Genomic DNA, 12,492 nt, shown 5'->3' on the forward strand with positions numbered 1-12,492 from the left:
GCAGGAGGAATGATGGCTCTCATCGAGATCCGGGACGTCACGAAGACGTACCCGCCGGCCCGCAAGGGTGCCGAGCCCGTGCACGCGGTGCGCGAGGTCGACCTGTCCGTCGAGGCCGGCGAGATCGTCGGCATCGTCGGCTACTCCGGCGCCGGGAAGTCGACGCTCGTGCGCCTCGTCAACGCGCTCGAGCCCGCCACGTCCGGCTCCATCCGCGTCGACGGCACCGAGATCGTCGGGCTGTCCGAGCGGAGGCTGCAGCAGGTGCGCCGCGGCATCGGCATGATCTTCCAGCAGTTCAACCTGTTCACGTCGCGCACCGTGTACGGCAACGTCGAGTACCCGCTCGTCGTCGCCGGGGTGCCGCGCGCGGAGCGGCACGAGCGGATCGTCGAGCTGCTGACGTTCGTCGGGCTCGCCGACAAGGCGCACACCCACGTCGAGCAGCTGTCGGGCGGGCAGAAGCAGCGCGTGGGCATCGCGCGTGCGCTCGCCACCCGGCCCGCGATCCTGCTCGCCGACGAGGCCACCAGCGCGCTCGACCCCGAGACGACGGTCGACGTGCTCAACCTGCTGCGGCGGGTCAACGCCGACCTCGGCGTCACCATCCTCGTCATCACCCACGAGATGGACGTCGTGCGATCCATCGCCGACCGGGTGGTCGTGATGGAGGCCGGTCGCGTGGTCGAGGAGGGCGACGCGTTCGGCGTCTTCTCACGGCCGCAGCACCCGGCCACGCAGCGGTTCGTGCGCACCCTCGTCGAGGACGTGCCCGACGAACGCACCGTCGAGGCCATCCGTCGACGCCACGACGGCCGCCTCGTGACGGTGTCCTTCCGCGACGAGAGCGTCAGCCAGAGCGCGGTGTTCGCCGAGCTCGTGCGGCGCGACGTCGAGTTCGAGCTCGTCCACGGCGGCGTCGAGCAGGTGCGCGGCCGCGCCTTCGGCCACCTCACGCTCGAGCTGCGCGGCGACCCGGCACGCGTCGACGAGGCGGTGGGCGCGGTGTCCGCGCTCGTCGAGACGCGGGAGGTGGCGTGATGGACCGCGTCCTGGAGCTCCGCTCCGAGCTGCTCACCGCCCTGTGGGAGACCCTCTACCTCGTTGCGGGAGGCCTGACGATCGGCGGGCTGCTCGGGCTCGTCATCGGCACGACCCTGTACGTCACCCGCGCCGGCGGGATCGCACCGAACCGCGTGGTCAACGTGCTGCTCAACGTCGTCGTCAACACCTTCCGACCGATCCCGTTCATCCTGCTCGCGGTGGGCCTGCAGCCCATCGCGCGCGCCGTGGTCGGCACGGGCATCGGCAACACGATGGCGATCATCGCCGTCGTCTTCGGCGCCGCGTTCGGCATCGGCCGCATCGTCGAGCAGAACCTCGTCAGCGTGCCGCCCGGTGTGCTCGAGGCCGCCCGGGCGATGGGTGCGAGCCGCACGCGCGTGGTGTTCACCGTCCTGCTGCCCGAGGCGTTCGGACCGCTCATCCTCGGCTACGCCTTCGCCTTCGTCGCGGTCGTCGACATGACGGCCGTCGTCGGCACCGTGGGCGGCGGCGGGCTGGGCAACTTCGCGCTCACCTACGGCTACCGTCAGTTCGACCCGTGGGTCACGTGGACGGCGATCGCCGTCGTCATCGTCCTGGTGCAGCTCGGCCAGTTCGCGGCCAACGCGGCCGCCCGCACGGTGCTGCGGCGCTGAGCTCTTCGCCGCCCGGGGCCCGGCACCCCCGCCGGGGGTGCCGGTCAGAGCGCGGTGCGGACGTCCTGGAGCTCCGGGAAGAACGTGAGCTCCAGGGCGCGCTGTAGGAACGTGGTGCCGCTCGAGCCCCCGGTGCCGCGCTTGTGGCCGATGATGCGCTGCACCGTCTTGAGGTGGCGGAAGCGCCAGAGGTGGAACCCCTCCTCGACGTCGACGAGCTCCTCGCAGGTCTCGTAGACCTCCCAGTGCGTCTCGGGGTCGGCGTACACGCGGCGGAAGACCTCCACGACGTCCGCGTGCGGCACGTACGGCTGCGTGAGGTCGCGGTCCAGCACCTCGCGCGGCACCGCGTGCCCGTGGCGCGAGAGGTAAGCCAGGACGGTGTCGTAGAGACTCGGGGCGGCGAGGTCGGCCGCGAGCTGGTCGCGCGTGACGGGCTCGTGGTCGAAGACCTTCACCATCGCCGGGTTCTTGTTGCCCAGCAGGAACTCCACGGTCCGGTACTGCGCCGACTGGAACCCCGACGCCCGCCCGAGGGCGTCGCGGAACTGCAGGTACTCGACGGGGGTCAGCGTCTCGAGCACGCCCCACTGCTCGAACATCTGCCGCTGCACCGCCTTCACGCGCGCGAGCCGCTTCAGTGCCGGGGCGAGCTGGTCGGCGTCGACCAGCGCGATCGCCGAGCGCAGCTCGTGCACCAGCTGCTTGAGCCACAGCTCGGTCACCTGGTGCTGGACGACGAACAACATCTCGTCGTGGTGGTCGGTCACCGGCTGCTGCGCCGCGAGCAGCAGGTCGAGCCGCAGGTAGGAGCCGTACGTCGACTCGCCGGCCAGGTCGGTCGCGACCCCGTCCTCGACGGGGCGGTGGGTGGGCCTCATGCTCCGATGGTGCCGCAGGGACCGCTCACGGCCCAGGGGCGCGCCGGAACCGCACCGTCTCGCCGGGTCGCACCTGCGCCAGGCGGTCCACGCCGTCACCGGTGACGACGCCCACGACGGGGTAGCCGCCGGTGACCGGGTGGTCGGGGCCGAGCACCACGGGCAGCCCGGCCGACGTCACCTGCACGCTGCCGCGCACGACGGGCTCGCTCGCCAGCTCGCCGTCGACCGCGCGCTCCAGCGGCGCGCCCTCGAGGCGGACGCCGATGCGGTCCGAGCGCGCCGAGACGGTCCAGGCCGTGCCCAGGAACCCGGCGAGCGCGGCGTGGGTGAACCAGTCGTCGCGGGGGCCGAGCACGACGTCGACCGTCGTGGTGCCTGGTGTGAGCAGGGGTGGGACGGGCAGGGCCTCGGGGAGGGTCCGCGGCGTGCCCACGCCGAGCACGTCGCCGTCGGCGAGAGCGTCCGGGCCCAGCCGGGCGAGCACGTCGGTGCTGCGCGAGCCCAGCGTCGGGGGGAGGTCGAGGCCGCCCGCGACCCCGACGTAGGTGCGCAGGCCGACCACCGGGTCGCCGACGTGCAGGAGCTGGCCGGCGCGCAGCCGTAGCGGTCGGCCGTGGTCGACGGGCGTGGTGTCGACGTGCAGCGGGCCGACCGCGCCGGTGACGCAGAGCGTGTGGTCGGCGTCGGCGCGCAGGACGAGCCCGCCCCCGAGTGCCTCGAGGACGGCGGTGCCGCGCCCGGCGTCGCCGACGACCGCCCGCGCCTGGTGCGTCGCCCGTCGGTCGAAGGCGCCGGAAGGTCCCACGCCCTGGCTCGCCAGGCCGGGTCGGCCGTCGTCCTGGACCAGCGTCAGCGGGCCCGCCGACACCACCGACAGGGTCACGACGCCTCCCCACCCCGCTGACCGTGACGATGTGGCCCCGGATCGGCGTCGTCGGGGGCCGGAACGTCACGGTCAGCGACGGTGAAGCGCACGGTGTCGCCCGGCGCGAGAAGGGCGGCGGGCGTGCGGTCGAGGTCGAAGAGGGCCACGTCGGTGGTGCCGAGCAGCTGCCAGCCGCCGGGGGACGCGCGGGGGTAGATGCCGCTGAACTCACCGGCGAGGCCGACGGCGCCCGCCGGGACGCTGGGGCGCGGCGTCGCGCGACGTGGCACGACGAGGCGGGGGTCGCCGCCCACCAGGTAGGCGAAGCCAGGGGCGAACCCGCCGAACGCGACCGTCCACGGCGTGCCCGTGTGCGCGGCCACCACGGCGTCCTCGTCGAGACCGGTGTGCTGTGCGACGTCGGCGAGGTCGGGGCCGTCGTAGCAGACGGGCACGACGTGCTCGCGGGCGTCGGGTGGTGCGACGTCGTCCGACGGCGGGGTGCTCCTGGCGAGCGTGCGCAGGGTCGCGGGGTGGCCGCGGAGCAGCACGGTGCGCGCGCCGAGCACCGCCTCGGTCACGTCGGGGTGGCCGGCGAGCGCCGCGTGGCGTCGTCGGGCGTCGTCGAGGTCGGCGCAGTCGAGCAGGACCGCGTCCTCCCCGCACGCCAGGACCCTCACGGCAGCACCGGCGCCCTCATGCGAAGGGGACGACCTCGTGACCGGCGTCGACCAGCGCGGCACGCACGGCACGCGCGAGGTCGAGGGCGCCGGGGGAGTCGCCGTGCACGCAGAGCGAGTCGACCTGCGGGGCGAGGCGCAGCGCCTGGTCCGCGACGGAAGCGGCGTCGGTGAGCACGGCGCCCGGCTCGGAGCGCGGCACCAGGAGGCCGTCGGGGGTGTAGGCGCGGTCGGCGAAGCCCTCGGTGACGACCTGCAGCCCGTCGGCGGTGGCCAGCCGCAGGCTCGCAGCGCCCGGCAGGCCGAGCAGCGGGAGGCCGTACGGCGCCACCGCGTCGACGACCGCCGCCGCCTGGCGCTCGTCGTGCACGACGGTGTTGTAGAGCGCGCCGTGCGGCTTGACGTAGGCGACGCGCGCCCCCACGGCGTCGGCCACCTCGGCGAGCAGGTCGAGCTGCTTGCGCAGGGTCGCGACGAGCTCGTCGTCGGTCGGCTCCTGCGGTCGTCGGCCAAATCCCTCGCGGTCCGGGTAGCCGACCTGGGCGCCCACGACCACCCCTCGCTCGGCGGCGCGCTCGCACGCGTCGAGCATGAGCTCCTCACTGCCCGCGTAGGCCCCGCAGCACACGTTCGCGCTCGTGACCACGTCGAGCAGGGCGAGGTCGTCCGGCGACTCGGCGACGTCGGCGTTCAGGTCGATGCGCACGCCCCCACCCTAGGCCCGCTCGCCCTCGGGGTTGGGCCCCACTCAGAGTCTGACCGCCCACCTCAGCGCTGGGTTGGGACGAATCCTTTGGGTGGGGGTGCGCCCTGGCTGAGATGTCGACGGGCCCGGGCCCGGGCCCGAGTCCCAACCCGACGCCCGATCCCCCACACCGACGCGTGCCTCCGCCATCGCCCCATCCCAACGGGTGCACCCCACCCCAGCGCTGGTGTGGGAAGTCACCCTTGGGGTGGGGCCCCACCCCAAGGGTGAGAGGTCAGCGGGGGAGGGGGTCGACGAGGAGGGCGACGGCCTTGTCGTCGACCCGTGTCAGCACGACCGTGGCGCGCTGCGACCCCTTCAGACGCAGGCGGCGCACGAGCACCTCGGGCACGACGTCGACGCCGCGCTTCTTCACCGTCAGGGTGCCGACGTCGCGCGCGACGAGGGCTGCCTTCAGCTGCTTCTCGCGGAACGGCAGCTCCGCCACGACGCGGAAGGAGCGGGCCAGTGGGTGCCGCACGTCGACGTCGGTCGTCACCCAGGCGATCCTCGGGTCGACGAGCTGCCCGTCGACCTGCTCCGCCAGCGCCCCGACCAGGCCGGAGCGGATCACCGCGTCGTCGGGCTCGTGCAGCCACCCGGCGAGCTCGCCGACGTCACCGGGTGCGCCGTCGCCGCTCAGCACGTGCGGACCCGGCAGCGCCGACGCGCGTCGCGGCGCGCGGTCGGTCAGGTCGAGCCCGGCACCCCACAGGCACGCCTCGACCAGGTCGCCCCCCCGTCGCTGACCCACTGCGCCTCCACGCCGTCGGGGACGAGCGCATGCGGGATCCCCGGCAGCGTCTTCACCACGGCGCGGCCGGACAGGTGCTCCTCGACCACCGACCACGGCGGGCTCATCGCCTCCGGGTCGAACACCCGCCCCCGGTCGTCGCGACGGGCGGGGTCGAGGAACACCACCTCCTCCGCGGTCGGCGCCACGTCGGCCGCGTCGGCGCACACCACCTCCCCGTCGAGCCCCAGCGCACGCAGGTTCGCCGACGCGATCGCGGCACGCACCGGATCTCGCTCGACACCGCGCACCCGCAGCCCGGCGCGCGCGAACGCGACGAGGTCGGACCCGATGCCGCAGCCGAGGTCGAGCACCGCGGTCGCGCCCGACACAGCGAGCCGCTCGGCGCGCAGCGCCGCCACGGTGCCACGCGTCGCCTGCTGCAGCGCGTCGTGCGTGAAGAACATGCCGGCCGCGTCGTCGCCCAGCTTGCCCCGCGCCAGGCCCCGCAGGTGGTTCTGCGTCACCGCCGCCGCCACCAGCTCCACGTCGTGCAGCGTGCGCAGCCGCGTGCCGAGCGCGAGGTCGGACTCCCGGCCCGCGCGCTCGTGCACCTCCGCCACCAGCGCCCGACCCTCGTCGGTCTGCAGCCGCTCGAACGTCGCCAGGTCCACGACGCCATCGTGGCAGGCCGGGCACCCCCGCCGCCCACGGCCCGGCGCCCCCGCCGGCCTCGGCTCGGCACCCCCGCCGCCCACGGCCCGGCGCCCCCGCCGGGTGTCCGCCGCCCGCGAACACCCCTTAGCACTCGGGAGGGGTGAGTGCTAGATTCTGAACTGGCACTCGAACCCTGAGACTGCCAACCCGTGCACGGCCCCCGCGACGGCGTGCACACCCATCACGTACATCCGTCACTCACCACAACGTTGAAGGGGAGGTCGACCAGTGTCGGTCACCATCAAGCCGCTCGAGGATCGTCTCGTCATCAAGGCCGTCGAGGCCGAGCAGACCACCGCCTCCGGGCTCGTCATCCCGGACACCGCCAAGGAGAAGCCCCAGGAGGGTGAGGTCGTCGCCGTCGGCCCCGGCCGCATCGACGACTCCGGCAACCGCGTCCCGCTCGACGTCAACGTCGGCGACAAGGTCATCTTCAGCAAGTACGGCGGAACCGAGGTCAAGTACTCGGGCGAGGAGTTCCTCATCCTCTCCGCCCGCGACGTCCTCGCCGTCGTCTCCTGACGCACCTGGGCTCCCGACCGGCGGCGTTGCTGCTCGCTCGGCGACCAAGAACGGGTCGCCGTCGCTCGCGCGCCTTGCCGGTCGGGTCCCATGCGCGTCAGGACCGTGCTGACGCGCCACCTCCGGCTCTCGCCGGACACCACCATTCAGTCGTTTCGTAGGAAGGCATCACCATGCCCAAGATCCTCGAGTTCGACGAGGACGCACGCCGCGCGCTCGAGCGCGGCGTCGACGCCCTCGCGAACACCGTCAAGGTCACCCTCGGCCCCAAGGGCCGCTACGTCGTGCTCGACAAGAAGTGGGGCGCCCCCACCATCACGAACGACGGCGTCACCGTCGCGCGTGAGGTCGAGCTCGACGACCCGTTCGAGAACCTCGGCGCCCAGCTCGCCAAGGAGGTCGCCACCAAGACGAACGACGTCGCCGGTGACGGCACCACCACGGCCACCGTGCTCGCCCAGGCGATGGTCCACGAGGGCCTGCGCGCCGTCGCCGCCGGCGCCAACCCGGTCGGCCTCAAGAAGGGCATCGAGGCCGCCGTCAAGGCCGTCTCCGAGCGCCTGCACGAGGTCGCCCGCGACGTCGACGACATCAAGGACATGACCGACGTCGCCACCGTCTCCTCGCGCGACGCGCACATCGGCGAGCTCATCGCCGAGGCGTTCGACAAGGTCGGCAAGGACGGCGTCATCACCGTCGAGGAGTCCAACTCCCTCGGCACGCAGCTCGACTTCACGGAGGGCATGCAGTTCGACAAGGGCTACCTGTCGCCTTACATGGTCACCGACACCGAGCGCATGGAGTCCGTCCTCGACGACCCCTACGTGCTCGTCAACCAGGGCAAGATCAGCTCGGTCGCCGAGCTGCTCCCGCTGCTGGAGAAGGTCATCGCGGCCAACAAGAGCCTGTTCATCATCGCCGAGGACGTCGAGGGCGAGGCCCTCAGCACGCTCGTCGTGAACAAGATCCGCGGCACGTTCACCTCGGTCGCCGTCAAGGCGCCCGCGTTCGGCGACCGTCGCAAGGCCATGCTCCAGGACATCGCGACCCTCACCGGCGCGACCGTCGTCACCCCCGACGTCGGCCTCAAGCTCGACCAGGTCGGCCTCGAGGTGCTCGGCACCGCCCGTCGTGTCGTCGTCACCAAGGACGACACCACGATCATCGACGGCGGCGGCGACGCTGCCGAGGTCGAGGGCCGGGTCAACCAGATCAAGGCCGAGATCGAGCTCACCGACTCCGACTGGGACCGCGAGAAGCTGCAGGAGCGGCTCGCGAAGCTGGCCGGCGGCGTGTGCGTCATCCAGGTCGGCGCGGCCACCGAGGTCGAGCTGAAGGAGAAGAAGCACCGCATCGAGGACGCCGTCTCGGCGACCCGCGCGGCCATCGAGGAGGGCATCGTCGCCGGCGGCGGCTCCGCCCTCGTCCACGCCGTCTCCGTGCTCGACGACGACCTCGGCCTCACCGGCGACGAGGGTGTCGGCGTGCGCATCGTCCGCATCGGCGCCGACGCCCCCCTGGAGTGGATCGCCCGCAACGGCGGCGTCTCCGGCGAGGTCGTCGTGTCCAAGGTCCGCGAGAGCGGCGAGGGCTACAACGCCGCCACCGGCGAGTACGGCGACCTGCTCGCGCAGGGCATCCTCGACCCGGTCAAGGTCACGCGCTCCGCGCTGGCCAACGCCGCGTCGATCACCGCCATGCTGCTCACGACCGAGACGCTCGTGGCCGACAAGCCCGCCGACGACGAGGGTGACGCCCACGCCGGGCACCACCACTGAGTCAGCCGCACCACGACCGAGGCCCGTCGTCCCTCCTGGGACGGCGGGCCTCGTCGCGTCCCGGGGTGGTCGACCGCGGGCGTGGTCGACCGGGTTGACGGGCCGACGTCGCCGCACGACGCTGGGCCCGTGCCCACCCTCGCCGACGTCGAACGCCTGTGCACGGCGCTGCCGTCGGTGAGCGAGGGCACCACCTTCCGCAACCGGGCCTGGTTCGTGGGGAAGGCGGTGTTCTGCTGGGTGCGGCCCTTCACGCAGGCCGACCTGCGACGCTTCGGCGACGCGCGCGTGCCCCAGGGCGAGATCGTCGGCCTGCGCACCGAGGACCTCGCCGAGCGCGACGCCATCCTCGGCGAGGGCGTGCCGGGCCTGTTCACCATCGAGCACCTGGCCCGCCACCCCGGCTACCTCGTCGAGCTCGACGTCGTCGACCCGGCGCGGCTCGCGGAGGCCGTCGAGGACGCCTGGCTCGCCCGCGCCCCCGCCCCGCTCGCCCGCACCTACCTCGACGCCCGCCGCTGACCCCGGTCCGCAGATTCCCAGGTCGACCTGGGAATCTCCTGCGAGGCACGGAGATCTCAGCGGCGCACGGAAAGCTCTCCGTGCTTACCGAGGATTCCCAGGTCCACCTGGGAATCCTCGACGAGGCGCGTGGACGAACGGCGGGTGACGTGTGTCTCTTGCGCTTCCGCCAGCACGGGCATACCGTGGGTACGGATGTGACACTCCCGATGTCACATCGTTGCTGTCGAGTCGAGGAGTCCCACCATGACGATCACCGCACCCAGCCCGGAGCAGGACGCCGCCGCCTTCCGCGCCGAGGTCGAGCGCGACGGTGTGCTCGAGCGTCTGCTCTCCTCGTCGGCCCAGCTCTCGTACGACCCCGAGAAGGAGGTCGACTGGGACGCCCCGCTCGACCCGCTGCACGACGGCGTCAACCCGGAGTGGTGCACGCTGTACGGCACCGACATCTGGGAGCGCATGACCCCCGAGCAGCGCGCGACCCTCACGCGTCACGAGGCCGCCAGCGTCGCGAGCATCGGCATCTGGTTCGAGATGCTGCTCCAGCAGATGCTGCTCGTCGACATCTACGACAAGGACTACGCGAGCAGCGAGTTCCAGTTCGCGCTCACCGAGATCGCCGACGAGTGCCGTCACTCGATCATGTTCGCCAAGGGCGCGCAGCTGATCGCGGGCCGCTCCTACCTGCCGCACCCGCGTCTGCACCAGGCGGCCAAGCTGCTCAAGCTGACGGCACGCAACGAGGTGGCCTACACCTCCATCCTCGTCGCCGAGGAGGTGCTCGACGTCATGCAGCGCGACTGGATGCGCGGTGCGTCGGTCGCCCCGCAGGTCAAGACGATCTGCAAGATCCACGTGGTCGAGGAGTCGCGCCACATGAAGTTCGCGCGCCACGAGACCATCGAGGCGATGCGCGGCATCTCCGAGGTGCGCCGCAAGGCCAGCGCGCTGCAGATCGCCAGCGTCGGCTACTTCATCGTCAAGAGCCTGGTGCAGCCCGACGTGTACGCCGAGGCCGGTCTCGACGTGAAGGAGGCCGTCGCGGCGGCCAAGGACAACGAGCACCACCACGCCCTCATGCGCCTGTCGTGCGTCCACCTCATGGACTTCCTGTCCGAGGCGGGCCTGCTGACGCCTGCGGCCAAGCGGCTGTACCGCCGCGTCCACATGCTCTGACCCGCCCATGCCCTTCGCGATCACCCAGAGCTGCTGCTCCGACGCGTCCTGCGTCGAGGTCTGCCCCGTCGACTGCATCCACCCGACTCCGGGGGAGCCCGACTTCGGCCACACGGACATCCTCTACGTCGACGCGCGCGCCTGCATCGACTGCGGCGCGTGCGCCGACGCCTGCCCCGCCTCGGCGATCAAGCCGATCGAGATCCTCCGCGGCGGCGAGGAGGTCTTCGCCGAGCTGAACGCCGCCTACTACGCCGAGCGCCCCGACCGCGCGGTCGCGAAGGAGCAGACGCACGCCCGCGTGCGTCCCGGCGTGCCCACCGGCCTGCGCGTGGCGGTCGTCGGCACGGGTCCGGCAGCCACCTACGCCGCCCGCGAGCTGCTCGCCGCGACGGACGCCGACCTCTCCTTCGTCGACCGCCTGCCGGTGCCCGGCGGTCTGCTCCGCGCGGGCGTGGCCCCCGACCACGGCGAGACCAAGCGGGTCGGTGACACGTTCTCCTGGACGTACGAGCACCCGCGCACCTCGCTGTTCATGAACGTCGAGGTCGGTCGTCACGTCAGTCACGCCGAGCTGCTCGAACACCACGACGCCGTCGTCTACGGCATCGGCGCGCCCGAGGACCGGCGGCTCGGCATCGAGGGCGAGGACCTCGACGGCGTGCACGGCTCCACCGAGACCGTCTCCTGGTACAACGGCGACCCCGAGGTCCCCGGCGAGGCGATCCGCGTCGACGGCACGCGCGCGTTCGTCGTCGGCAACGGCAACGTCGCGCTCGACGTCGCCCGCATCCTGCTGAGCGACCCCGACCGGCTCGCCGGCACGGAGATCGCGGACCACGCCCTCGAGGCCATCCGGCGCGGCGACGTGCGTGAGGTCGTCCTCCTCGGCCGCCGTGGACCTGAGGAGTCGGCGTTCACGCGTCCGGAGCTGCTCACGCTGCCCGACGGCATCGAGCTCGTGGTCGAGGACGACGCCGCCACCGCTGCAGCGCTCGACGCCGCTGCGCCCGGCTCGAAGGCGGCGCTGCTCGCCGACCGTCGTCGGGTGCGCAGCGACTGGTCGAGCGAGCCGGGCCCCGGACGCCGCCTCGTGCTCGCCTTCGGTCGACGCGTCGTCGCCGCGCACGGTGACGGGACCCTCGCCTCGGTGACCGTGTCCGGACCCGACGGCGAGGTCGAGGCGCCCACCCGCCTGCTCGTCAGCTCGATCGGACGCAGAGGCCGCCCGGTGCCGGGCCTGCCCTTCGACGCCGACCGCGGCATCATCCCGAACGCCGACGGGCGCGTCGTCGACCCGGCGACGGGTGAGGCCGTGCCCGGCGCCTACGTCGTCGGCTGGGCGAAGCGCGGGTCGACGGGCGGCATCGGCGCGAACCGCATCTGCGCCGGCGAGACGGTCACGACCCTGCTGGCCGACGCCGCGGAGCACCGACTCACCCGTCCCTCCCGGTCGGGGCGTGCGTTCGCCCGGCTCCTGCGCAAGCGTCAGCCCGACCTCGTCCAGGCCCCGGGGGTGCGCGCCATCGAGCGCCACGAGGTCGACGCCGGCCGCGCGTCCGGACGGCCGCGGGTCAAGCTCGTCACGGTGGAGGAGCTCCTGGCCGCGGGCCGACGCTGAGCCTTCCGCTGGGCGGTCGGTGCTGGCCGGCCGGCGCTGGATGGTCGGTGCTGGGTGGTCGGCGCTGGGTCAGCCGACGACCGCGTGCAGACGCTCGAGCGTCCTCTCGAGCGCGGCCACGGGGACGGCGGGGAAGCCCCCGACCCTGCGGTGGATCTCGGGGTCGTCCACGTCGGACCAGTCGTACGTGAGCGACACCAGGCTTCCCCGAGCCGTCGCGTCGACGCGCCACCGCCACTCCCAGCCCGGCGGGGTGCCATCGACCGGACCGGTGCGCCAGGCGACCTCGACGTCGCGCTCGAAGCGCGTGACGAGGTTGTCCGTGCGGTAGTCGCCGGCGCGCGGGTGGTGGACGTGCATCCGGAACACCTGTCCGACGGCGGTGACGGGGGAGGCGCCGTCGTCGGCGCGCACCATGTCCGAGCCGTCGATCTCGGGGTGGCGCCGCGGGTCGGCGAGCAGGCCGAACACCACCGAGGGCGAGGCGGTGACCTCGCGCGAGACGACGACGCTGGTGCGGTCCACGTCCCCATCGTGCGCCCGGCGACG

The 12,492-nt window shown here is 73.0% G+C and carries 14 protein-coding genes; 7 read left to right on the plus strand and 7 right to left on the minus strand.

Annotated elements, in window-relative coordinates; translation table 11 throughout:
* Positions 1-12 precede the first annotated feature (12 nt).
* Positions 13-1,041 carry a methionine ABC transporter ATP-binding protein gene (locus tag QE370_RS07710; protein ID WP_309633995.1) on the plus strand — a complete coding sequence of 343 codons (1,029 nt, stop codon included), beginning with the start codon at positions 13-15 and terminating at the stop codon, positions 1,039-1,041.
* A complete protein-coding gene (locus QE370_RS07715; RefSeq protein WP_309633996.1) occupies positions 1,041-1,700 on the plus strand; it encodes an ABC transporter permease subunit in 660 nt (219 codons plus the stop codon). The genes QE370_RS07710 and QE370_RS07715 overlap by 1 nt, the downstream gene beginning before the upstream one ends.
* 44 nt (positions 1,701-1,744) lie before the next feature.
* Here the strand turns inward: QE370_RS07715 and QE370_RS07720 are convergent, their stop codons facing one another.
* The 6 genes from QE370_RS07720 to QE370_RS07745 form a co-directional block, all read right to left on the minus strand.
* Entirely contained in the window at positions 1,745-2,581 is an 837-nt protein-coding gene (locus QE370_RS07720; protein ID WP_253025388.1) for a tryptophan 2,3-dioxygenase, read from the minus strand.
* A 25-nt stretch (positions 2,582-2,606) separates the two neighbouring features.
* Complete coding sequence (locus QE370_RS07725) at positions 2,607-3,467, minus strand: biotin-dependent carboxyltransferase family protein (RefSeq protein WP_309633997.1); 861 nt, start codon at positions 3,465-3,467, stop codon at positions 2,607-2,609.
* A complete protein-coding gene (locus QE370_RS07730) occupies positions 3,464-4,129 on the minus strand; it encodes an allophanate hydrolase subunit 1 (RefSeq protein ID WP_309633998.1) in 666 nt (221 codons plus the stop codon). The genes QE370_RS07725 and QE370_RS07730 overlap by 4 nt, the downstream gene beginning before the upstream one ends.
* Before the next feature lie 16 nt (positions 4,130-4,145).
* Complete coding sequence (locus QE370_RS07735) at positions 4,146-4,835, minus strand: 5-oxoprolinase subunit PxpA (RefSeq protein ID WP_309633999.1); 690 nt, start codon at positions 4,833-4,835, stop codon at positions 4,146-4,148.
* A 274-nt stretch (positions 4,836-5,109) separates the two neighbouring features.
* Positions 5,110-5,628 (minus strand): THUMP-like domain-containing protein, encoded by a 519-nt coding sequence (locus tag QE370_RS07740; RefSeq protein WP_309634000.1) that lies wholly within the window; start codon positions 5,626-5,628, stop codon positions 5,110-5,112.
* Positions 5,565-6,281 (minus strand): methyltransferase domain-containing protein, encoded by a 717-nt coding sequence (locus QE370_RS07745; protein WP_309634001.1) that lies wholly within the window; start codon positions 6,279-6,281, stop codon positions 5,565-5,567. The genes QE370_RS07740 and QE370_RS07745 overlap by 64 nt, the downstream gene beginning before the upstream one ends.
* A 271-nt stretch (positions 6,282-6,552) precedes the next feature.
* On the opposite strand from QE370_RS07745, the gene groES reads away from it, so the two are divergent.
* From groES to QE370_RS07770, 5 genes are all read left to right on the plus strand, one after another.
* On the plus strand, positions 6,553-6,846 hold the full coding sequence (gene groES, locus QE370_RS07750) for a co-chaperone GroES (protein WP_067854175.1): 294 nt from the start codon (positions 6,553-6,555) through the stop codon (positions 6,844-6,846).
* A gap of 173 nt (positions 6,847-7,019) precedes the next feature.
* Positions 7,020-8,624, plus strand: a complete 1,605-nt coding sequence (gene groL, locus QE370_RS07755) for a chaperonin GroEL (RefSeq protein ID WP_309634002.1) — start codon at positions 7,020-7,022, stop codon at positions 8,622-8,624.
* Between the two features lie 129 nt (positions 8,625-8,753).
* On the plus strand, positions 8,754-9,146 hold the full coding sequence (locus tag QE370_RS07760; RefSeq protein WP_309634003.1) for a hypothetical protein: 393 nt from the start codon (positions 8,754-8,756) through the stop codon (positions 9,144-9,146).
* Between the two features lie 246 nt (positions 9,147-9,392).
* On the plus strand, positions 9,393-10,322 hold the full coding sequence (locus QE370_RS07765) for a diiron oxygenase (RefSeq protein ID WP_309634004.1): 930 nt from the start codon (positions 9,393-9,395) through the stop codon (positions 10,320-10,322).
* A 7-nt stretch (positions 10,323-10,329) separates the two neighbouring features.
* Positions 10,330-11,943 carry a 4Fe-4S binding protein gene (locus QE370_RS07770; RefSeq protein ID WP_309634005.1) on the plus strand — a complete coding sequence of 538 codons (1,614 nt, stop codon included), beginning with the start codon at positions 10,330-10,332 and terminating at the stop codon, positions 11,941-11,943.
* Between the two features lie 69 nt (positions 11,944-12,012).
* Here QE370_RS07770 and QE370_RS07775 read toward each other — a convergent pair whose 3' ends face one another.
* Positions 12,013-12,468 carry an SRPBCC family protein gene (locus QE370_RS07775; protein WP_309634006.1) on the minus strand — a complete coding sequence of 152 codons (456 nt, stop codon included), beginning with the start codon at positions 12,466-12,468 and terminating at the stop codon, positions 12,013-12,015.
* Positions 12,469-12,492: the final 24 nt, after the last annotated feature.

Source organism: Aeromicrobium sp. SORGH_AS_0981 (assembly GCF_031453195.1).
Classification (GTDB): Bacteria; Actinomycetota; Actinomycetes; order Propionibacteriales; family Nocardioidaceae; genus Aeromicrobium.

What these genes read in the sequence shown, in the direction of transcription:
- QE370_RS07710 (WP_309633995.1), top strand. Translation starts at nt 13, where the DNA reads ATGGCTCTCATCGAGATCCGGGACGTCACGAAGACGTACCCGCCGGCC.
- QE370_RS07715 (WP_309633996.1), top strand. Translation starts at nt 1,041, where the DNA reads ATGGACCGCGTCCTGGAGCTCCGCTCCGAGCTGCTCACCGCCCTGTGG.
- QE370_RS07720 (WP_253025388.1), bottom strand. Translation starts at nt 2,581, where the DNA reads ATGAGGCCCACCCACCGCCCCGTCGAGGACGGGGTCGCGACCGACCTG.
- groL (WP_309634002.1), top strand. Translation starts at nt 7,020, where the DNA reads ATGCCCAAGATCCTCGAGTTCGACGAGGACGCACGCCGCGCGCTCGAG.
- QE370_RS07765 (WP_309634004.1), top strand. Translation starts at nt 9,393, where the DNA reads ATGACGATCACCGCACCCAGCCCGGAGCAGGACGCCGCCGCCTTCCGC.
- QE370_RS07770 (WP_309634005.1), top strand. Translation starts at nt 10,330, where the DNA reads ATGCCCTTCGCGATCACCCAGAGCTGCTGCTCCGACGCGTCCTGCGTC.